At 40.5% G+C, this 20,073-nt stretch carries 14 protein-coding genes and 1 tRNA gene; 11 read left to right on the forward strand and 4 right to left on the reverse strand.

All coding sequences use genetic code 11. The annotated features are described in order from the left end of the window. The first annotated feature begins 174 nt into the window (after positions 1 to 174). On the forward strand, positions 175 to 1,881 hold the full coding sequence (locus HHA42_RS11130) for a GGDEF domain-containing protein (RefSeq protein WP_171525595.1): 1,707 nt from the start codon (positions 175 to 177) through the stop codon (positions 1,879 to 1,881). Positions 1,882 to 1,958: 77 nt separating this feature from the next. Here the strand turns inward: HHA42_RS11130 and uvrA are convergent, their stop codons facing one another. Both uvrA and tenA read right to left on the reverse strand, forming a co-directional pair. Further along, a complete protein-coding gene (gene uvrA / locus HHA42_RS11135) occupies positions 1,959 to 4,793 on the reverse strand; it encodes an excinuclease ABC subunit UvrA (RefSeq protein WP_168526490.1) in 2,835 nt (944 codons plus the stop codon). Between the two features lie 149 nt (positions 4,794 to 4,942). Beyond that, positions 4,943 to 5,617 carry a thiaminase II gene (gene tenA, locus HHA42_RS11140; protein ID WP_131261268.1) on the reverse strand — a complete coding sequence of 225 codons (675 nt, stop codon included), beginning with the start codon at positions 5,615 to 5,617 and terminating at the stop codon, positions 4,943 to 4,945. 329 nt (positions 5,618 to 5,946) lie between these two features. Between tenA and HHA42_RS11145 the strand changes: the two genes are divergently transcribed. The 7 genes from HHA42_RS11145 to HHA42_RS11175 all read left to right on the forward strand — a co-directional run bounded on the left by HHA42_RS11145 (position 5,947) and on the right by HHA42_RS11175 (position 13,716). Beyond that, positions 5,947 to 7,032 (forward strand): DUF475 domain-containing protein, encoded by a 1,086-nt coding sequence (locus HHA42_RS11145; RefSeq protein WP_168526492.1) that lies wholly within the window; start codon positions 5,947 to 5,949, stop codon positions 7,030 to 7,032. 216 nt (positions 7,033 to 7,248) lie between these two features. Beyond that, positions 7,249 to 8,613, forward strand: a complete 1,365-nt coding sequence (locus tag HHA42_RS11150) for an MFS transporter (protein ID WP_168526494.1) — start codon at positions 7,249 to 7,251, stop codon at positions 8,611 to 8,613. A 51-nt stretch (positions 8,614 to 8,664) separates the two neighbouring features. Continuing rightward, positions 8,665 to 9,240, forward strand: coding sequence for a single-stranded DNA-binding protein (gene ssb / locus HHA42_RS11155; RefSeq protein WP_168461690.1), 576 nt, complete (start codon positions 8,665 to 8,667; stop codon positions 9,238 to 9,240). Between the two features lie 233 nt (positions 9,241 to 9,473). After that, positions 9,474 to 10,037, forward strand: a complete 564-nt coding sequence (gene ahpC, locus HHA42_RS11160) for an alkyl hydroperoxide reductase subunit C (protein ID WP_168526496.1) — start codon at positions 9,474 to 9,476, stop codon at positions 10,035 to 10,037. A 200-nt stretch (positions 10,038 to 10,237) separates the two neighbouring features. After that, positions 10,238 to 11,122, forward strand: a complete 885-nt coding sequence (locus HHA42_RS11165) for a pirin family protein (RefSeq protein ID WP_168526498.1) — start codon at positions 10,238 to 10,240, stop codon at positions 11,120 to 11,122. A gap of 419 nt (positions 11,123 to 11,541) precedes the next feature. Continuing rightward, complete coding sequence (locus tag HHA42_RS11170; RefSeq protein ID WP_168526500.1) at positions 11,542 to 12,849, forward strand: FAD-dependent oxidoreductase; 1,308 nt, start codon at positions 11,542 to 11,544, stop codon at positions 12,847 to 12,849. Positions 12,850 to 12,885: 36 nt separating this feature from the next. Continuing rightward, the gene (locus HHA42_RS11175; protein ID WP_168526502.1) at positions 12,886 to 13,716 is read left to right on the forward strand and encodes a class I SAM-dependent methyltransferase; all 831 of its coding nucleotides are present in this window, start codon (positions 12,886 to 12,888) and stop codon (positions 13,714 to 13,716) included. A gap of 92 nt (positions 13,717 to 13,808) precedes the next feature. Here HHA42_RS11175 and HHA42_RS11180 read toward each other — a convergent pair. Together HHA42_RS11180 and HHA42_RS11185 are read right to left on the reverse strand one after the other, a co-directional pair. Further along, a tRNA-Thr gene (locus HHA42_RS11180) sits at positions 13,809 to 13,884 on the reverse strand. A gap of 205 nt (positions 13,885 to 14,089) precedes the next feature. Then, on the reverse strand, positions 14,090 to 14,317 hold the full coding sequence (locus tag HHA42_RS11185) for a hypothetical protein (RefSeq protein ID WP_168419449.1): 228 nt from the start codon (positions 14,315 to 14,317) through the stop codon (positions 14,090 to 14,092). Between the two features lie 397 nt (positions 14,318 to 14,714). Between HHA42_RS11185 and HHA42_RS11190 the strand changes: the two genes are divergently transcribed. From HHA42_RS11190 to HHA42_RS11200, 3 genes are read left to right on the forward strand one after another with little or no spacing between them, the layout of a single operon-like run. After that, positions 14,715 to 17,597, forward strand: a complete 2,883-nt coding sequence (locus tag HHA42_RS11190) for a type VI secretion system Vgr family protein (RefSeq protein ID WP_168526504.1) — start codon at positions 14,715 to 14,717, stop codon at positions 17,595 to 17,597. Continuing rightward, the gene (locus HHA42_RS11195) at positions 17,597 to 19,351 is read left to right on the forward strand and encodes a hypothetical protein (RefSeq protein WP_168526506.1); all 1,755 of its coding nucleotides are present in this window, start codon (positions 17,597 to 17,599) and stop codon (positions 19,349 to 19,351) included. The genes HHA42_RS11190 and HHA42_RS11195 overlap by 1 nt, the downstream gene beginning before the upstream one ends. Then, complete coding sequence (locus HHA42_RS11200; protein ID WP_168526508.1) at positions 19,348 to 19,737, forward strand: hypothetical protein; 390 nt, start codon at positions 19,348 to 19,350, stop codon at positions 19,735 to 19,737. The genes HHA42_RS11195 and HHA42_RS11200 overlap by 4 nt, the downstream gene beginning before the upstream one ends. Positions 19,738 to 20,073 lie beyond the last annotated feature (336 nt).

Consider the following 20,073-nt stretch of genomic DNA (forward strand, 5'->3'; position numbering starts at 1 on the left):
CATTTTGTCTTGAGAACCAATATGTTACAAAAACAGGGCTTTTTTTCTACTCTTTTTTTATATCGAACTCAGGTTAAATAAGAAATATCATCCAAGCTGTTGTACTATTGCTGACGATAAAGTGACCAAGTTCAGCTTTCAAGGCTGAAGTGAGATGGAGTTAGGCTAAACATGATGGCGAAATTGCATTCTGAGCAGATTAGTCGACGCTTGTTTATCTCAATGATCATTATTATTGGCTCATTAATTTTTATTTCAGTGCCTTTAATTGTCAGCAGTTATCAGAGTTACAAAAAGGCAGAGCGCGCCTTAATCGAAATTTCTGTCTTGCGTAATGTTGCAGAATTAACCAATAATATTTCCCGTGAGCGGGCTCCTGCCAATAAAGTGATGTCAAGTACACCTGCAGATCAGGCAAGACATTTAGAAGAATTAAAACAGTACCGTTTGCAGGTTGATCAACAAATTCAGGACACGATTCGGGTACTTAAGCGTGAAGGCTTTAATCATCAGGCATTTTATTTGTCAGATCAGTTGCAAGCCTCATTAAGACAGGGGCGTGATGCGGTAGATGCTTATGCGGCAACACCAACACATTTGCGACGTTCAGAACAACTCGATCAAGCGATCCAGAAAATGTTCAATGCTTGGGACAGCTCACAGTATGTTTTAAAGCATGTCATGTTGGATTCTGTGGGTAAAGATACTCCTGTATCTACCTACTATAGCGTTATTTTTATACTGTCAGATTTGCGTGATCAGGCGGGACGAGTCGCCTCAAATGTGTTTGCTGCGGTTACATTTGGCGAAAAAATCCCCGAAGAAAATCTAGCCAATTCTTTGCAAAATCAAAGACAGGCCTATTATTTGTGGGACTTGGTACATACCATTTTGCCTGAAGCGCACAAAGTGCCGGAATATACCGTTTTGCATAATCAGCTCAAGGCTGAATTTTTGGATCAAGGTATTCCAATTATAAAACAGTTGATTGAGCAAAGTTTGCGTGGTGAGCCTTACTCATTAACGGGTACGCAATTAACGGAAGTCATGGTCGATAAGTTTAGTACTGTCGTCGATTTACAAACTTATGTGCTGGATTATAGTTTGGCGCTGGCAAAAAAAGATCACTTCAAAGCACAACAAAAACTTATTTTAACGCTGGTGGTTACACTTATTTCGTTGATGGCTGCCATTTTTACCATGGTGTATGCTCGCTCAAAAGTATTTATTCCACTCATTCAGGCACGCAAACAAATTTTGGCTTTGTCCGCTTATGATGATGAAGTCAGTGCCCTTATCAACAATAAAAATAGCGATAGTGTGTCTTTATTTGAAGCAATTCAAAAATTAAAACAACGTTTAGTACAGCGTGATAATTTGGAATTTCAGCTGCGTAATATTGCCAATACCGATGCTTTAACTGGTGTTTCAAACCGTTTAGCACTAGAAGAATATTTAAAATTTTTGGAACAAAAACCTGAGAAATTGACTAAAACAGGTTTAATTATTATGGACGTGGATAAGTTCAAACATGTGAATGACACCTTTGGTCATGTTGTTGGTGACCAAGCCTTAAAATTGATTGCCAAAACGTTAAAAGCCAATGTGCGCTCTTCAGATTTAGTGGTGCGCTATGGCGGGGATGAGTTTTTAGTGGTCATTGATAATATTGAATTTACTGAAGCGCTTTATTTGGCAGATAAGTTACGTTGTCAAATTGTCAAAGACGAAATTTATATTCCAGAAATTAATGATTATATTAAAATTTCTATTAGTGCGGGCGTTGCTGTAGGTGCTACTTCATGGAGTAGCTTGCTAGAAAAAGCCGATAAGCATTTGTTTAGAGCCAAAGCACGTGGACGTAATGCGGTCGAGGGCTAAGTTGCACATCATCTGTAAAATCAACAAGATGATGTACAACTTGGTTCAGGTTAAAATGATTTTACTTATTCACCAGTCTAAGCTTTTAACATTGGTTTTAAGAACTTGGCAGTGTGTGAAACTTTAGATTTCGCCACATTTTCTGGGGTGCCTTCAGCAATAATTTGTCCACCACCTGCGCCGCCTTCAGGCCCTAAATCGACAATCCAGTCTGCAGTTTTAATCACATCCAAGTTATGTTCAATCACCACAATGGTATTACCCTTATTGCGTAGCTCATGCAGGATGTCGAGTAGCTTGGCAATGTCATGGAAGTGCAAACCTGTGGTCGGTTCATCCAACACATATAAGGTTTTACCTGTATCCCGTTTTGCCAATTCACGTGCCAGTTTGACGCGCTGTGCTTCACCACCCGATAGCGTTGTTGCAGATTGTCCAAGGCGAATATAACCCAAGCCCACCTGATTTAACGTTTCCAAACGACGATGAATCACAGGAATGGCATCAAAGAAATGCATGGCATCTTCAACAGTCATTTCCAAAACATCAGAAATATTACGGCCTTTATAGCTAACCTCTAATGTTTCGCGGTTATAGCGCTTACCATGACAGGCATCGCAAGGCACATACATGTCGGGCAGGAAGTGCATCGCTACCTTAATCATACCGTCACCCTCACAAGCTTCGCAGCGTCCACCTTTAACGTTAAAGGAGAAACGACCAGCCGCATAGCCACGCGCTTTGGCTTCAGGCGTTTGCGCAAATAGTTCTCGGATTGGAGTGAACAAGCCTGTATAAGTCGCAGGGTTAGAGCGTGGAGTGCGTCCAATTGGGCTTTGGTCAATATCCACGACTTTATCTAAATATTGCAAACCATCAATCGAGTCAAACTTTTCTGCATTTAAGGTCGTGGCACCATTTAATTGTGTTGCAGCCAAAGGCAATAAAGTGCGGTTAATTAAGGTCGATTTACCCGAGCCTGATACGCCAGTAACGCAAGTCATGACCCCTAAAGGTAGAGTCAGATCCACTTTTTTCAGGTTGTGTCCTGCGGCTCCCGTGAGTTTAATTTGTTGTTCAGGATGCGGCGGTTGGGTACGTTTTTTTGGTACTTCAATTTTTAACTTGCCCGATAAATATTGTCCTGTCAGTGAATCGGCATTTTCCGCCAGCTCTGCATAGGTACCTTCGGCAATAATATGCCCGCCATGCACACCTGCACCTGGGCCAATATCAATAATATGATCGGCTGCACGGATGGCATCTTCATCATGCTCTACCACCAATACGGTATTGCCCAAGTCACGTAAACGAATCAGGGTTTCTAGCAATCGGTCATTGTCGCGTTGGTGTAAGCCAATAGAGGGTTCATCCAGCACATACATCACGCCCATGAGGCCTGCACCAATTTGCGATGCCAAACGGATGCGCTGTGCTTCGCCGCCAGACAGCGTTTCGGCAGAACGTGACAAACTTAAATAATTCAAACCTACCGACACTAAAAAATGTAAGCGCTCACGAATTTCTTTAAAGATTTTATCTGCCACTTCACCTTTGGCACCATCCAGATTCAGTCCTTGATAGTACTGCTCGGCATCACCAATTGACATTTGGGTAATTTGAGCAATAGTTTTGTCTTTCACACGGACATTACGGGAGATTTCATTTAAGCGTGAACCTCCGCAGGCATCACAGGCCGCATTAGATAAATACTGTGCCAAATCATCGCGTACATAATTACTTTCGGTTTCACGATAACGACGTTCTAAATGCGGCAACACACCTTCAAAAGCAATCACACGTTTATGATGGCGACCACGTTCATCGGTATAACTCAGGTCAATTTTGTCCTTGCCTGTACCGTACAGAAATTTCTTTTGGGTGGCACTGTCGAGTTGATTCCACGCAGTCTCTAATGAAAGTTCATAATGTGCTGCGACTTTTTCTAGCATGCTGTAATAATACGGACGCTGTCTGTCCCAACCACGAATTGCACCCTGACTGATTGAAAGTTCAGGGTTTGGAATTAGTTTTTCTGCACTGAAATGGCTACGTGTCCCCAAGCCATCACAGGTTGGGCAGGCGCCAAACGGATTATTAAACGAGAACAAACGTGGCTCAAGTTCAGCAACGGCACGATCACATTTTGGACATGAATGTTTGGCTGAAAAAATACGATCAGGCTGTTCGGCATTCATCCACGATAAAATGGCCAGATCGCCACCTAAACGTAGTGCCGTTTCAAAGCTTTCGGCAATACGGTTACCCAAATCATCTCGGACTTTAAAACGGTCTACCACTACCTCAATCGTGTGTTTTTTCTTTTTGTCGAGTTCAGGCGGTGGGTCTATGTCCATGACTTCGCCATCCACTCGGGCGCGTACAAAACCCTGACTTTGTAGCTGTTCAAACAGATGCACATATTCGCCTTTGCGCTCACGAATCACTGGTGCAAGCAGCATCAAAGCAGTGCCTTCTTCCAGTCCTTTTACCGCATCAACCATTTCTGATACGGTTTGTGCCACCATCGGCAAGTCATGTTCGGGGCAGTACGGTGTACCGACACGGGCATACAGTAAACGCAAATAGTCGTAAATTTCGGTAATGGTACCCACCGTTGAGCGTGGGTTATGACTTGTCGATTTTTGCTCAATCGCAATTGCAGGGCTTAGGCCTTCAATTGAATCGACTTCAGGTTTTTCCATTTGTGATAAGAACTGGCGTGCGTAGGCAGAAAGTGATTCGACATAGCGACGTTGCCCTTCGGCATATAGGGTATCAAACGCCAGTGAGGATTTTCCTGAACCAGATAAGCCCGTAATCACCACAAATTTATCGCGTGGAATATCAAGGTTCACGTTTTTTAGGTTATGGGTACGTGCACCTCGAATACGGATATGACTTTGGCTCATAAAAAATTCTCGAAATTCTACAAATGAAAAACTTATATATGATAGCGCATGAAAATTGTTCAAGTGTTATTTTTCACGCTTTATCAGTCATGGCTTGTCGCACTGTATAGAGAAACGCCAATACAGTGCGCACTTAAAGTGACTAAGGTTTAAACTTGGTCTAAGCCTAGCCATTGACGCTGATGGTAAGCACTGTCCCAGAATAGCCATTCTAGTTTTGCCGCTTTGGTATAGGCCTGATGCATTTTTTCAATGGTGTCGGCATCACAGCGCGCAGCAATACGGTCAATGGTCTGAATTACATTGTTGACTGCACTATGGAATTCTTCGCCTGAATAGGTATCTACCCAAGCCTGATATGGATTATTCGGTACAGAATTATTGACAATATCTTTGCCCACTTCTGCATAAATCCAGAAACATGGCAGCAATGAAGCCAATACCACAGGATAACTTTCTGACCATGCCGTTGCGAGCAAATAAGAGGTGTAATGATGGCAGGCGAGGGTCAGTGGGGTGCTTTCAAATTCCTGTTTGGAAATATCAAATGCTTGCATAAAGCTGTCGTGTAAGGTGCGTTCAACCACAATTGCAATTTTGGCTGCTTCCGAAAATTGAATAATATCATCGGCATCAAAAGCTTTGGCAGCACAGACAGCCAGCGCACGACCATAGGCAATTAAGTAATGTGAATCTTGAATCACATAATGACAAAACGCAGCTTTGCTTAATGTACCTTGCGCCAGTTCCTGATTAAATGGCAACGCCAGTGTTTTTTGATAGAGCGCAAGGTTACGCTGCCAAGCCTCTTGAGAAAAGCGCATGTTGGATTTCCATTTGAATTTTATTGATGCAGATACCATTGCATATCTGTACGGTGATCACAACTGATCAATATTGAAATAGCGCAGTTGGGGCGAAATCCATCACAACAAAAAAATCATACGAAGAATTTTGGCGAAGTTGAGAAAAAAGCGTCATAATTGCGGCATAAAATTTTACATTCTCAGCTTTTGTCCGATTAAAATTCGGACAATTCAAATTTCAGAATTTTTAGATCTGTTGTTACTCACCCAAAGCTATGCTTGGCTTTTGTGGTGTAGATTCGACAGATAAAAAATTCAGATCAAAATATATCGATAGGTCGTTTGTCATGATGAAACATTTTGGTTTCTCAATCGTATTTTCGATAGTGTGTCTTGCGCTATCTGCATATTGGGGCTATACCCATGGCCCAGAAGCAGGTGTGCAGACCATGCTCACCGCACTGACCATCACCGCAATTTTGGCGATTATGGAAGTGTCGTTGTCGTTTGATAACGCGGTAGTCAATGCTTCAGTCCTACGCGGTTGGGATCATTTCTGGAAAATGCTGTTTTTAACCGTGGGGATTATCATTGCTGTATTTGGCATGCGTTTGATCTTCCCTGTGGTGATTGTGGCTGTCACTGCCGATATGGGCATGATGGAAGTGGTGCAACTGGCACTGAATGATCCGAAGCAATATTCTGCCAAACTGATGACACATCACCCTGAAATTGCCGCATTTGGTGGTGCATTCTTGTTGATGGTCTTCCTGAATTTCTTTTTGGATGATGAAAAAGACACCCACTGGTTCAGATGGTTGGAACGTCGTTTGAGCAATTTGGCAAGCGTACCTGCCATGTCTGTATTTTTAGCCTTGGTGACCTTATTGATCATGGCGGCGAACGTGGTTGAAGATAAACGCCTTGTGGTGACGATGGCGGGTATTTGGGGTATCGTGATTTATATTGGTGTACAAGTGCTGAGTCACATGCTGGGTGGTGAGCCTGAAGTCGATGAGCAGGGCAATGCTGTGCGCCATGATGAAAATGGTGTGCCAACAGGTGTGGTAAAAGCGGGGATTGGTGGCTTTTTATATCTGGAAGTACTAGATGCCTCGTTCAGTTTTGATGGCGTGATTGGTGCCTTTGCGATTACTTCAGACGTGGTAATCATTATGTTAGGTCTAGCCATTGGTGCGATTTTTGTGCGTTCTATGACCATTTACTTGGTCGAAAAAGGTACCTTGGATGCCTATATTTACCTTGAGCACGGTGCACACTACGCCATTGGTGCCTTGGCCTTTATTATGATTGCCAGCGGTACAGGCTTACATGTGCCAGAAGTAGTGACAGGTTTAATTGGCGTTGCATTCATTGTTTGGGCAGTGATTGCTTCGATTCAATTTAAAAAACGTCAGGCAAAAGTAGGTTAATGCGCTGCTGATGCTTTGATGGTATGACTCAAGCATAACCAAGCTGAACAATCATACAGACAGAACGAAGTTAGAATTTGGGTGCACAGCGTTGCGCCCTTTTTTATTGAAATTCTAGGCATCTCGTATAATAAACATCGGGAAAAATCAGCATCATGCAGCTGAATGTTGTAGGATATCTGCAAATTCAAAATTATTTAGTTTTAGTCGATTGATATGATGAATGCCTTGGAACGCCGCTCGACCTTTGCTTTAAGCAGTATTTTTGCATTGCGCATGTTGGGTTTGTTCATGATTATTCCTGTGTTTTCAGTTGCAGGGCAATCGTATCAATATGCAACACCTGCCTTAATTGGGCTTGCTGTTGGGGTATACGGACTCACTCAAGCCATTTTACAAATTCCATTTAGCTTAATTGCAGACCGCTATAGCCGTAAACCTTTGGTGGTTTTGGGCTTATTATTGTTTGCTTTGGGTGGTGCAATTGCTGCCATGTCTGACACCATTTATGGCGTGATTATTGGACGTGCCATAGCCGGTGGTGGTGCGGTGTCTGCGGTGGTGATGGCGTTGTTGGCCGATGTGACCCGTGAAGAAAACCGCATGAAAGCCATGGCGGTGATGGGCATGAGTATTGGTATGTCCTTTGTGGTGGCCTTTAGTTTGGGGCCATGGCTTACAGGTTGGGTCGGTATTTCAGGGCTGTTTTGGGTGACCACAGTGATGGGGTTGGCAGCCATTCTCATGTTGCTGCTGGTGCCGAAAGTCACCCGTCATCATCGTAATTTCCAGCAAGGTTATGTACCGCAGTTAAAGCAAGTGCTAAAAATGGGCGATTTAAACCGCCTGCACGTATCAGTATTTACCTTGCATTTATTGCTGACAGCCATGTTTATTTATGTGCCTTCGCAGTTAATCCAGTTTGCTGATATTCCTTTACAGCATCATGGTTGGGTGTATTTGCCGTTACTGTTGGTCAGCCTGTTTGTAGCTTTCCCAAGCATTGTTTTGGCAGAAAAATATCGCAAAATGCGTGGCATTTTCCTGACGGCTATTGCAGGCATTATTTTAGGTCTGTTGGTACTGATTTTCGGGTTTGAATCAAAATACATTTTATTGTTGGGTTTGGGCTTATTCTTTATTGCCTTTAACGTCATGGAAGCCTTGTTGCCTTCATGGTTGTCTAAGGCGGCACCTATTCAGTCTAAAGCTACCGCCATGGGCGTAAATGCCAGCAGCCAGTTCTTAGGCGCTTTCTTTGGCGGGATGATTGGTGGACAGTTGCTGTTACTGAATCACACTGCGATGGGTTGGAGTATTTTGACTGCGATTGCTATAATTTGGTTATTGGTTAGTTTTGGATTGGCGCAGCCGCGCTATCTTTCATCTTTGGTGTTGCGTTTGCCTGAGACTCGAGAAACAGATGAATGGACTTCTCAACTTTTAGCGATTCGTGGTATTGAAGAGGTCGTGGTGATGTCTGACCAGCAAGTGGCGTATGTAAAAGTGGATAAACAGCAAATTGATGATGCTGCGCGACAACAATTAACGCACTTGTTAGGGAAAGAGGTAGCCATTTAAGCATAACTCTTATAAAGTAAATAATAGAAACAAATAGGAAGAAAACGTCTAATGCGTGGTGTAAATAAAGTCATTTTAGTCGGTACTTTAGGTCGCGATCCTGAAACAAAAACTTTCCCAAATGGGGGTTCTCTCACCCAATTTTCTATCGCAACCAGTGATGTCTGGACAGACAAAAATACGGGCGAGCGTAAAGAGCAAACAGAGTGGCACCGTATTGTGTTGCATAACCGTTTAGGTGAAATTGCACAGCAATATCTACGCAAAGGTTCTAAGGTATATATTGAAGGTTCATTGCGTACTCGTCAGTGGACAGACCAAAACGGTCAAGAGCGTTACACCACTGAAATTCGTGGTGATCAAATGCAAATGCTCGATTCAGGTAATCGTGGACAATCTGACCAACAAGATGGCGGTTTTGCACAGCCACGGTTTAACAATAACCAAAGTGGCTATGGTAATCAGAATCAAGGTCAGGCTGCGGGTTATGGCAACCAAAATCAAGGTGGTTTTAACCAGAATCAGGGTGGTGGCTATGCCAACAATAACCCAAGTGGTTTTGCACCGAAGCCGCAAGCTGCGCCTGCAACAGCACCAGCAGATTTAGATGATGATCTACCGTTCTGACTTAAGTTAAAACGGCAAATCATCCTCCAAACCCTTTGTTTCGACAAAGGGTTTTTTAATGCAGATTGGTGAGTTCAGCATCGGCTTGATCAATCCATTTTTAAATAATAAATGGATTTTTGATTCTTAAAACCGATTGTTTTTATAAAAAAGTACTGTTTTACCGATTCTGTCGGGTTTTGTATTCTAACTACACAAGATAAGCAATCCCCGAACGAATTGAGGAATACAGCATGAGTTTAATCAATACCCAAATCAAACCATTCAACGCAACCGCTTACCAAAATGGTCAATTTATTGACGTGTCTGAGCAAGACCTTATTGGCAAATGGTCAGTAGTATTTTTCTACCCTGCAGATTTTACTTTTGTTTGCCCGACTGAACTTGCAGACTTAGCCGATCAATATGAAGAATTCCAAAAAATGGGTGTAGAAATTTATTCAGTATCTACAGACACCCACTTTACCCATAAAGCGTGGCACGATACTTCAGAAGAAATTAAAAAGATTCAATATCCAATGATTGGTGACCCAACTTGGACTTTGGCTAAAAACTTTGAAGTACTGATTGAATCAGAAGGCTTGGCAGACCGTGGTACATTTGTGATTGATCCTGAAGGTAAAATTCAGATTGTAGAAGTCAATGCGGGTGGTATTGGTCGTGATGCGCAAGAGCTGTTACGCAAAGTGAAAGCTGCACAATATGTGCATGCACATCCGGGTGAAGTTTGCCCAGCCAAGTGGAAAGAAGGCGATGCAACACTTGCACCATCAATTGATCTGGTTGGAAAAATCTAAATCATCTAGCCATGAAAATTTCAAAATCCAGAACTTCGGTTCTGGATTTTTTATGCAATTTTAAGATAGCACAATACACTCCGCATCTTGCTAAGGATTATTCTATTCTTGCAATGCTGTATGCCAAATTTGCGCTAGGTTGCAGCTAAGCAAAATATTAAGATCAAAGTATCTTCCATATTTAGTTATAGGCATCACACATGAAAAAAATAATAGGTGTATATCGCAATCAGAACATGCATTGGGTGGGCGATGGCTTTCCCGTTAAAAACCTATTTTCTTATGATCGTTTAGGTCAGGTCATCAGCCCATTTTTAATGTTGGACTATGCATCGCCATATCATTTTGATGCAACGACGGCACAGCATGGCGTGGGTTCACATCCACATCGTGGTTTTGAAACAGTGACTTTGGCCTATCAGGGCGAAGTCACACATCAAGACTCTGCGGGTGGTGGTGGCACCATTAAAACAGGAGATGTGCAGTGGATGACTGCGGGTGCAGGTGTGGTACATGAGGAGTTTCATTCTAAAGACTATGCGCAGCAAGGCGGTCTGTTTGAAATGGTGCAAATTTGGGTGAATTTACCTGCTGCAGATAAAATGACAGCACCACGTTATCAGGCCATTGAGGCGAAAAATATTCCTGTGGTTGAGTTTGAAAACGATGCGGGTCATTTACGCATTATTGCAGGTCAATATGCTAATCAGCATGGGCCTGCGAGTACCTTTAGTCCAGTGAATGTTTGGGATGGGCAGCTTAAAGCCGAACAAACTCAGGCTGTGCATGTACCTGTCGATCACAATACTTTATTGGTGCTTTTAGAAGGAGAATTGCGTGTCAATGGCAGCCAACAGATGCTGGATCATTCGGTCATGCTATTTGCTCAAGATGGTGAAGCACTGATTCAGTTGGAAGCATTGCAAGATACTAAGTTTTTGGTGCTAACAGGCAAACCGTTAAATGAGCCTATTCAAGGCTATGGGCCATTTATCATGAATACCAAACAGGAAATTATTCAGGCTTTTGATGATTTTAATCAGGGCAAATTTGGTGAAATTCCAATTCAGCATCAACCGACTTAAAGCTTGGAAGAGAGCGATGAAGAAAAAAGCCTCTATCGAATATTCGATAGAGGCTTTTATTATTACGCTGTAAAGTTTCTCGTTTTAACGGATTGATCATATTCTTTATGATAATTATTTGTGACGTAGTTATCATTTTTATGCGGTGCATCATAACCACTGAAAATTTATTTGTAAAATATAAATGAGATATTCGGTTGATTTATCTACATGGTTTAGAACAATATTTGTCATTTAATAAAAATAATATGAATAAATTCTTGGACTTATTTTTCTGCAATCTAAATGTTAAGAAATGTAATCAAGCAGGCACTGTGCTTTCTGTTGTTTCTCTGTGAAAAGTGCGCAATCTGGTAGTTTTTAATAGCTCCTTTTGACAGGGCATGGTTCATAATTTCATAAAGTATGTCAAAAGATGGATGATCGGTTTGGATATCGCAGTAATCGGTAGTGGTATGGCTGGACTGGCTACCGCAAGAATTCTTAAAGATGCAGGGCATAACATTACAATTTTTGAGGCGCTGCCTGGTCGTGGAATGGACAGCCATAGCATCGAATTTGAAGATGGTTTAATTGATGCACCTTTACGGGTGATGAATCCACATTTGTGGAAAAACACCCTCAGTTTAGCGACACATTTAGGGATTAAAACCTACCCTGTGCGCACATATATGGCGTGTAGCTGGTTATTTGAAGACCGTACAGAAACATGGCTGACCACCAGTCGTACCCGTATTGGTAACTTCCCGATCATCAACAACCGCAAAGGTTTGCAGCAATACGGCTGGCGTTTGGTAAAAGGTATGTTGCAGTTAAAAACAGCAATTGCCAAGTTCTTTAAATCTAAGCACCAAGACATCACCCTTGCGGAATTTATTAACCGCAATGAAATTGAAGAGGTGTTTTTGCATGGCGCCGTCATGCCTGTGCTATACACCATTTGTACTTGCGACCCTAAAACCATTGGTGAATGGCCTGCAAAACCATTGTTGGTATTTTTGCGCCAATTGACTGATGGCGATGCTTTATTGCGTTTACAAGGTGGCACGCCTGCTTTAGTCGATAAACTGATTGAAGGTATTGATATTCAAAGTGGTGCAGCCATTACCCGTGTTCATCAGCAAGAAGTGGGTGTAGTTGTTGAAAATTCTGAAGGTCACGCACAAACATTTGACCGTGTTGTGATTGCAACGCCAACCACAAAAGTGCAGGATTTCTTAGACAATCAACAATTTGCTGAAGATATTGAATTACTGAAACAATTCAAATTTGAACAAGGCGAATTGGTGATTCATACCGATCAAACTGTGATGCCACCAAAACGTAAAGATTGGTCGGTACTGAGTTATATGATGGATCGTAAATTTACCCGTCAGCAATTTACAGTATGGTTGAACTCGATTGAACCAACCTTGGTGGGTAAATCGCCAGTGTTCCAAACATGGCGTCCTGTTACCCCAATTGATCCGAAAAAGATCATTTCGACCGTGACTTTAACCCGTGCTGTGGTGGATTCAAAAACTGTTGCCTTAAATAAAGAGTTGCAACAGCGTCATCACCAAGACAACCGTAAAGTATTCTTCTGTGGTTCTTGGTCGTGTGATGGTTTGCCAATTTTAGAATCTGCAGTAACTTCGGCCATGCATATTGCAGAAATTTTTGGTGCGCCGTTACCGTTTATTGATTTGAAACCAAAAGTTGAGGTTGCGCCACAATTAGGTTATTAAGTCTGTTGATCTTATATTGAACTAGACTGAGTCCTTATGAAATGGCAACAGGCATTCCGCTCATATTTTCCAAAACATAAATATGCCATTCAAGCGGCATATTTGGGCGACAATGCACGATTGCCATGGAGTAATTTAGGTTATTGGTCAGATGCAGTGGGCGATGATTATCCCGCTGCATGCCAAAATTTGGCTGCCCATTTGGCGGCAGCCGTCTATTTGAATTCAAAAGATCGGTTGCTTGATTTAGGCTGTGGGCAAGGTGCTAGCCTAATTTATTGGCAGGAACATTATCAAATTCAATATCTTGAAGCGGTTGAACTTCAAGCGGCTTGCGTACAGCATATTCGTGAAAATTTGAATTCAAATCTCCAAATTCACCACGCCTCATTTTTAAATTTAAAAACTATTTTTCCCCAGCCGTGTTTTGATGTGGTGTTGTGTATAGATGCCGCATATCACAGCCATTTAAATTCATTTTTAGATCAGGTCAGCGCTGTTTTAAATTCAAATGGGCGGCTTGGTTTTCATTGTTTAATTTGGGCAGATCAAGCCCCCGCACATCTACTTAAGCAAGTGCAATATCGAGCTTTATTAAAAGCTGCCGATGTTCATTTTGATGATCTCATGTCTGAAACTCAGTTGTGTAGCCTGTTGCAACAGCATCATTTTCAACAGATACAGATAGAGGATTTATCGACACAGGTGCTGGCAGGTTTTGCTGACTATGTGAATCAGCATCTCCAACATCAAATCCAAACGCGAGATGTAGACTGGTTTAAAATTGCCATGACAGCACGCTTGTGCGCCAAGTTGTATGCAGATGGCTGGGTTAAATATGTGCAAGTGAGTGCCGTTAAGGACTGATCAATAAACTCCTCAAATATTATAAACCAGCATTAAATTTGAGCTTTATAAACAAAAAAACCTCATAAATCTAAGACTTACGAGGTTTAATATGGTGCCGGCACACGGATTCGAACTGTGGACCTACTGATTACAAGTCAGTTGCTCTACCAACTGAGCTATGCCGGCGTTGTGCAGAGAATTTTACAGATTTTTTTCAAGCACGCAAGCCAAAAAGTGATCGTTTAATGCAGAACTCACACTTTTAGCGCAGTCGATATTCTTTATTTTTTAACAGCAGATCAACAAAAACTGTGTAGGGGGAAAGAATAGAAATGAGCTCAGTATCTGAGCTCATTGAGGAAAATCATGTGAAATGAAAGGTGAAAAGTGATTATTTATTTCTTAAGACACGATCTAAATCTTGTGCACATTCCTCTAAGGTAAAGGCCATATCCAGTTGCATTTGGGGTTTGAGTTCATTGGCGAGCGTTCTCCATTGTTCAATTAGGCGGATGGCTTTTTGAATCTTATGTTTGTTGATGTCTTTGGCGATGGTAGGCGTGTATCCTCCACGTTTAGCATTTTTAATTTGTTTGACATAATTTTGGCTGTTATTCATGTTCGCTCCCGAATAGCAGTTATATATGTTAGGCATTTTCATGCCTTTATTATGCTAAAGCTTAATGATGACCCTTTTATGTAGAAATTGAATCTTTAAAAATAAAATTGAAAAAAGGTTTTGATAAAAAACAATAAATTTCTAAATTTCTCCTTATTTTTTGTGAATGCCTTACTTGTAGCACAGCTATTTTGAATTGTCTTGACTGAGGAGTAACTTCTTGTGTCAGCTTTGTTGATTTTTCATTATATGTGGGACTGCATACTCGTTTATTTCATAAGCTAATCCTCTCATGCCTTGTAAAACCGCTTGTCGTTTCGCGAATAAAATACTCTAGATAATTGCTAAGTTGCTGATTAGAATAGCGCCCATTATAAAAATAGCAAAGATAATAACCATGCAAAGTCCATACTTTGCTGTATTAGAAAAATTTGGCTTAAGCCCTCAAAATCGCACCATTCATATCCAGTTTTCTAATTCAGCCTTAAATCATCAGGTTTTTTTACAATGCTTAAATGGCAAACATGCCATTAATCAAGGCATACAGATTGAGGTCTTGTGTCTTGCATCTCACGCACATGTACCCTTAAAACAATTTATAGGTTGTGCCGTGGCTGTGGATCAACGAACTGACCAAGGCGAGATTTTTCGGCACAGCGGCATCATTACTGCTGCAGCACAAGGCCACAGTGACGGTACTTTGAGCTTATATAAATTACAGATTCAGGATGCAACCGCACTTTGGCATAAACGACGCAATAGTCGGGTATTTATGAATAAAACTGTGCTGGAAGTCAGTGAAATTTTGTTTAAAGAATGGCAAAGCCGCAGCCATTTATTTGCTGCGAGTTTGAGTCTAGATTTAAGTGGTGTCAGTGATCGTTATATAACGCGGCCACTGATCATTCAATCTAGCGAAACTGATTATGATTTTTTAACCCGCTTGTGGCGGAGTGAAGGAATCAATTGGTTAATTGATGAAAGTCAGCCGAGGGTTGCAGATTATCTCAGTCCAATCACCGTACAAAAATTAAGACTGATTGAACAAAATAGTCATTTTCAGTCTTTAAAACGTCGACAGATTGCCTTTCAACGTTCTAGTGGGGTTGAGCGCAGAGACAGTATTTATGCTTGGATGGCACAGCGTAGCTTGCAACCGAGCGAAGTCCAGTTACAACGTTGGCAGCCTGATCTTTTAGCGCAAGATCAGCACTCAGTCGTGTTTTCATCAAATGTTCAAAGTGCAACGCAAAGCCAAGCAGATTTAAGTTTGGAGCAGGTGTGGAATTTAAGTTCATCCTATATGCAGGATACAACTGACCAAGATCAGGCTGCTGTTACTGGCACAGCGCAGCTCGATCAATGGGGACAACAGCAAACCCAATATCATGCCTTACAGTCGAAATATTTTTCTGCTCAAAGTAATTTAAGAGATGCTCAGGTCGGATATTGGTTTGAATTACAGGGGCATGCCGAAATAGACACGCATCAACAAACAGAGCGTGAGTTTTTAATTTTATCGAAACGGTTTTATAACCAAAACAACTTGGCGCAGGATGTGCACGTACAGTTGGCAGGTCTATTACAACAAAGCCAGTGGTCTTTTGAATCGCCTATTGCAAATCAGCCTAAACAATTTTGTGATTTGACCCTGATACGTAGGCATATTGCAGTGGTGCCTGAATTTAATCCTTTGCAGCATCGCCCTGTTGCCTATCCACAACGTGCACGAGTGGTTGGACCAGCGCATGAAGAGGTGTATGTAGATGCATGGGGGCGCATTAAAGTACGATTTTTATTTACTCGTAATGATGATCATCAACATGATGGCGGTGCGGGTGCTAATGACAATGAGAGCGATTCTGTTTGGGTAGATGTACTCACGCCTTGGGCGGGTGAAGGTTATGGTGCCAGATTTCATCCACGTATTGGTGAAATTGTGGTGGTGGATTTTTTTGAAGGTGATATTGACCGTCCGTTTGTGGTTGGACGTTTACATGAGGCAGAACGAATACCGACCCAGTTTGATATGTTGGGCAGCTTGCCCGATAGCAAAAGTTTGAGTGGTATTCGTTCACAGGAAATGCAGGGCACAGGCTTTAATCAGCTCCGTTTTAATGACAGCACAGGACAGCTGAGTGCTCAATTACAAAGCAGTCATGCGGTGAGCCAGCTCAATTTGGGGGCATTAACGCATCCGCAGCAGCATGAACAGTTGACCGATCGAGGAGAAGGCTTTGAGTTGCGCACAGATGCTTTTGGTGCAGTTAGAGCAGGTCAGGGCTTACTGCTTTCAACGTATTCACAAGAACAGGCACAGGCTCATCATTTGGATGTTAGTGCTGCAAAAACACAATTAGATAATAGTTTTGCTGCAAGTCAGAAATTAAGTGAGTTGGCACAAAAGCAGCGAGCTGATCCGTTACAAACACTGGATCATCTCAAGGCATTTATAAATCAGATAGAACAAGAAGATCGGAGTAAAGCTGCTACGTTTAAACAGGCGTTGATGCTGCTATGTGCGCCACATTCAATTGCCTTGTCAACGCATCAGGATATCCATCTTTCGGCAGATCAACAGATTTATCAAAGTGCTGCAGGCGGTATCAATTTTTCAACCCAGAAATCTGTGATTACACATGCACGTGACAAAGTCAGTTTATTTGCTGCAGAGCATGGTATAAGTGCTTTTGCAGCCAAGGGAAAAGTCGAAATTCAGGCACAAGATGATGGTGTAGATTTTTTTGCACGGGAAGGGATTCAAATTATTTCAACTGAGGGGCGCATTGAAATCAGCAGTCCGAAAGAAATTGTGCTAACGGCAGGCGGTTCACAAATCAAAATAAATTCAAAAGGTGTGTTGAATACAACAGGTGGGAAATTTGAATGTAAGGCGGGGCAGCATTGTTTTGAGGGTGGGGAACGGGTGGCAAGCGTCCAATACAGTTTGCCTCAAGCTGAGACTGAATATAGTCATCAAATTGATTATCAGTGGGATGTTGCAACTGAAGATGAGAAAGAGATTTTTGTTGTCGGAAAGCAAGATGGAAGGCTCATTAACACGAATAAAAATATACAAGATGCAAATCAGAGTGTCAGTTCATTAAGATTTTATACGTCAGAAAAAACTGAATTCGTTGCGTTAGGGTTTAATTCATCCTATGTCTATTTAACTCAGTCGGCTGTACAAGATAATAATATTGATGAATTATGGGTTGAAATAGAAGAAGAAACAGAATTAGAAGAAGATGAAGTTTATGCAGAAGAGGATTTAGGCTAATGAGTAATTTAGTCACAATTACATCAAAATTTTATGATCGTTCAGGGCGTCGGGTGATCAACTTAAATGTTATGTCTAGATACCAAGGTTCAAAACGTGAAAATCTTCAGAAAACTGATCTTCATGGACAGTTTGTATTTCAGGCATCTCCATATAGAACAGTAGAAATACTGGCAAAACCACCCAATCAAAAAGATTTTACTGTTTTTAAGGTCATTCATACATCTATTGGTTCATCATCACAAGATCCAATAAAAATTCAGTTACCTAAAACAATTGAAGAATATAAACAAAAAGAATTAGGTGAAACCAAAGCTAGAATTGTTACAACTACTTTTAAAGTGGTAGATTGTGCTGGGAAAGTGGTTTCAAATTTTCCTATTCAATCAAGACCTAGAGGGCGGAAAAATGCTTATGAACGATATACCAATGAAAATGGGATCGTGGAGGTATTGTCATCACCACAGCGTGATATTGAAATTTTGGTGTTAACTTCAAATGATCAATTTGTCGTGAAATGTGAGGTAAATTCTAAAAATGGCTCACAGCAGCCGATTTTAATACAACTCGATGAACCATATAGTAATTTCAAAAGCCGATCTGAATTAAAACTAAAAGATAGAACAGGTGAGCAGTTAATTGAAACTCCAACTGATATTGAAATGTTGATGTTGGATACGGGTAAAAAACAGATAATTACCATTTTAAATGGCAGTACTCCATTGTTCAGTATGGTGGGGCAGCGTTTGCAATTTAGAGTATTAAAGCCGAATGGGGATGCTTTAAGCCCTGTGACTTATATTGCAAAAAGAATGCGTGCAGATGCAGTTGAATTGCGTTTGGATGTGGAGATCGTTAAAGGTATCACGGCAGAGGGTAGGCCGAGTATTGAGAAACAGGTGGTTGAAAGCGAATGTGTTTGTAATAGAGATATAACTCTTGAAGAGTTTAAAAAAATTACACGTAGTAAAACTGCTTTAAGTTTTCTTAAAGATTTAAATGAGCAGTTTGCTAAATTTAATATGCATAACTGTTTAGAAAAAGCACATTTTATTGCTCATACTTTGCATGAAACAGCAAGTTATTCATTATTAGAAGAGGTTCTAGTTGGTAAAACAGAGAGTCAGGTCTATGATGGGTATAAAGGTCGAGGTTTAATGCAGTTGACCTATAAAAATAATTATATGCAATATGGTCTAGCTGTGAATGAAAATTTTTTAGGTGAAAATAAACATAAAATTTCAAAAGAGAAAGAACATGCTGTTGGTTCAGCTATTTGGTATTGGTTTCACTCTAAATCAGGGAATTTGACACCTCACGCTTTAAAAAATGATTTAATCGCTACCTGTGCACTAATTAATGGTGGATATAATGGTTTTGATGATAGAGAAAAATATTACAAAAAATCTGCAAGTGCATTTAACATTAAAAAATGTTTAAAGATAGATAAAACTATTGTTCGTAACCTAGATAACTATACTGATTTTGAAAATAGTTATATTTTTTTTAATAAACCTGGTGAATGTTTTGGATGGGGACTATGGAACGATCCTAAGATGAATAAAAAAGGTAAGGTAAAAAATGAAAAAGAGGCCAGAAAGGGTTATCAGCAATTCTTGAATATGAGTAAGGATGTTGAATTTCCATTCGGTTTTACTCTTGATAAGAATAAAAATAAAATTAGCAGGAAACGTTACGGATATACTGCGAATGCAGCTAAAAAAATTGCAAATACAAGGTTGAAAGAAATATGAAGTTTTTATTTTTTTTATTGGGTTTACTAGTTAGTTTTGGAAGTTATGCGAACAATAGTTTTTTCTGCTTATCAAATGGTGGGAAAAATACACTATTGGTACCAAGTACTTATCCAGACATAAAGGTTGTTCAATATTATCCCTATTTAAAAGATATTAAAATTTCTAAGCCGATTAAGGTGAAGGAAATTGATATGGGAGATGAATTTAAACCTGAAATTCATAAAACCATGAATGAAATTATCAATAATAAAGTTACTGGTCAATATACATTCATATCTCAAGGATATATTTTATATGGCGTTGAGTATTTGAATTTTAGAAATAAAAAGAAAACTTTTCTTACTTATCAAAACCTAAGTCTCAATAATATTGTTTGCTTATGAAACGGCTTTGTTGCATAAACATTCTTCAAGATACTGATTTTTAAGGATTTGTTTAAATTTCAATCCAAGAATAAATTAAATAAAATCATAGTCTTATATATTTATGCAACAAAGCCTTATGAAACTATAAAAAAACTAGATTCACAAGTAATGCTAATATCAAAGTCGAGTATGGGAGGATTTCTGTTATTTTTGAAAAAGGATTGAAATGTGAATGCTATAAATAAATTTATAATATTTTTTTCTTCTCTTTAAATTCGGCAGAGTAAAACTTGAAGTGCGACATAAACCACCTAATTAATTTAAAGGGTTTATGGAGTATATAAAATTGTCATA

The sequence above is a fragment of the Acinetobacter sp. A3 genome (genome assembly GCF_012371415.1).
Taxonomy (GTDB): Bacteria; Pseudomonadota; Gammaproteobacteria; order Pseudomonadales; family Moraxellaceae; genus Acinetobacter.

Coding starts and splice junctions, on each gene's coding strand:
- HHA42_RS11130 (WP_171525595.1), top strand. CDS start 175: ATGGCGAAATTGCATTCTGAGCAGATTAGTCGACGCTTGTTTATCTCA.
- uvrA (WP_168526490.1), bottom strand. CDS start 4,793: ATGAGCCAAAGTCATATCCGTATTCGAGGTGCACGTACCCATAACCTA.
- tenA (WP_131261268.1), bottom strand. CDS start 5,617: ATGCGCTTTTCTCAAGAGGCTTGGCAGCGTAACCTTGCGCTCTATCAA.
- HHA42_RS11145 (WP_168526492.1), top strand. CDS start 5,947: ATGATGAAACATTTTGGTTTCTCAATCGTATTTTCGATAGTGTGTCTT.
- HHA42_RS11150 (WP_168526494.1), top strand. CDS start 7,249: ATGATGAATGCCTTGGAACGCCGCTCGACCTTTGCTTTAAGCAGTATT.
- ssb (WP_168461690.1), top strand. CDS start 8,665: ATGCGTGGTGTAAATAAAGTCATTTTAGTCGGTACTTTAGGTCGCGAT.
- ahpC (WP_168526496.1), top strand. CDS start 9,474: ATGAGTTTAATCAATACCCAAATCAAACCATTCAACGCAACCGCTTAC.
- HHA42_RS11165 (WP_168526498.1), top strand. CDS start 10,238: ATGAAAAAAATAATAGGTGTATATCGCAATCAGAACATGCATTGGGTG.
- HHA42_RS11170 (WP_168526500.1), top strand. CDS start 11,542: ATGATCGGTTTGGATATCGCAGTAATCGGTAGTGGTATGGCTGGACTG.
- HHA42_RS11175 (WP_168526502.1), top strand. CDS start 12,886: ATGAAATGGCAACAGGCATTCCGCTCATATTTTCCAAAACATAAATAT.
- HHA42_RS11185 (WP_168419449.1), bottom strand. CDS start 14,317: ATGAATAACAGCCAAAATTATGTCAAACAAATTAAAAATGCTAAACGT.
- HHA42_RS11190 (WP_168526504.1), top strand. CDS start 14,715: ATGCAAAGTCCATACTTTGCTGTATTAGAAAAATTTGGCTTAAGCCCT.
- HHA42_RS11195 (WP_168526506.1), top strand. CDS start 17,597: ATGAGTAATTTAGTCACAATTACATCAAAATTTTATGATCGTTCAGGG.
- HHA42_RS11200 (WP_168526508.1), top strand. CDS start 19,348: ATGAAGTTTTTATTTTTTTTATTGGGTTTACTAGTTAGTTTTGGAAGT.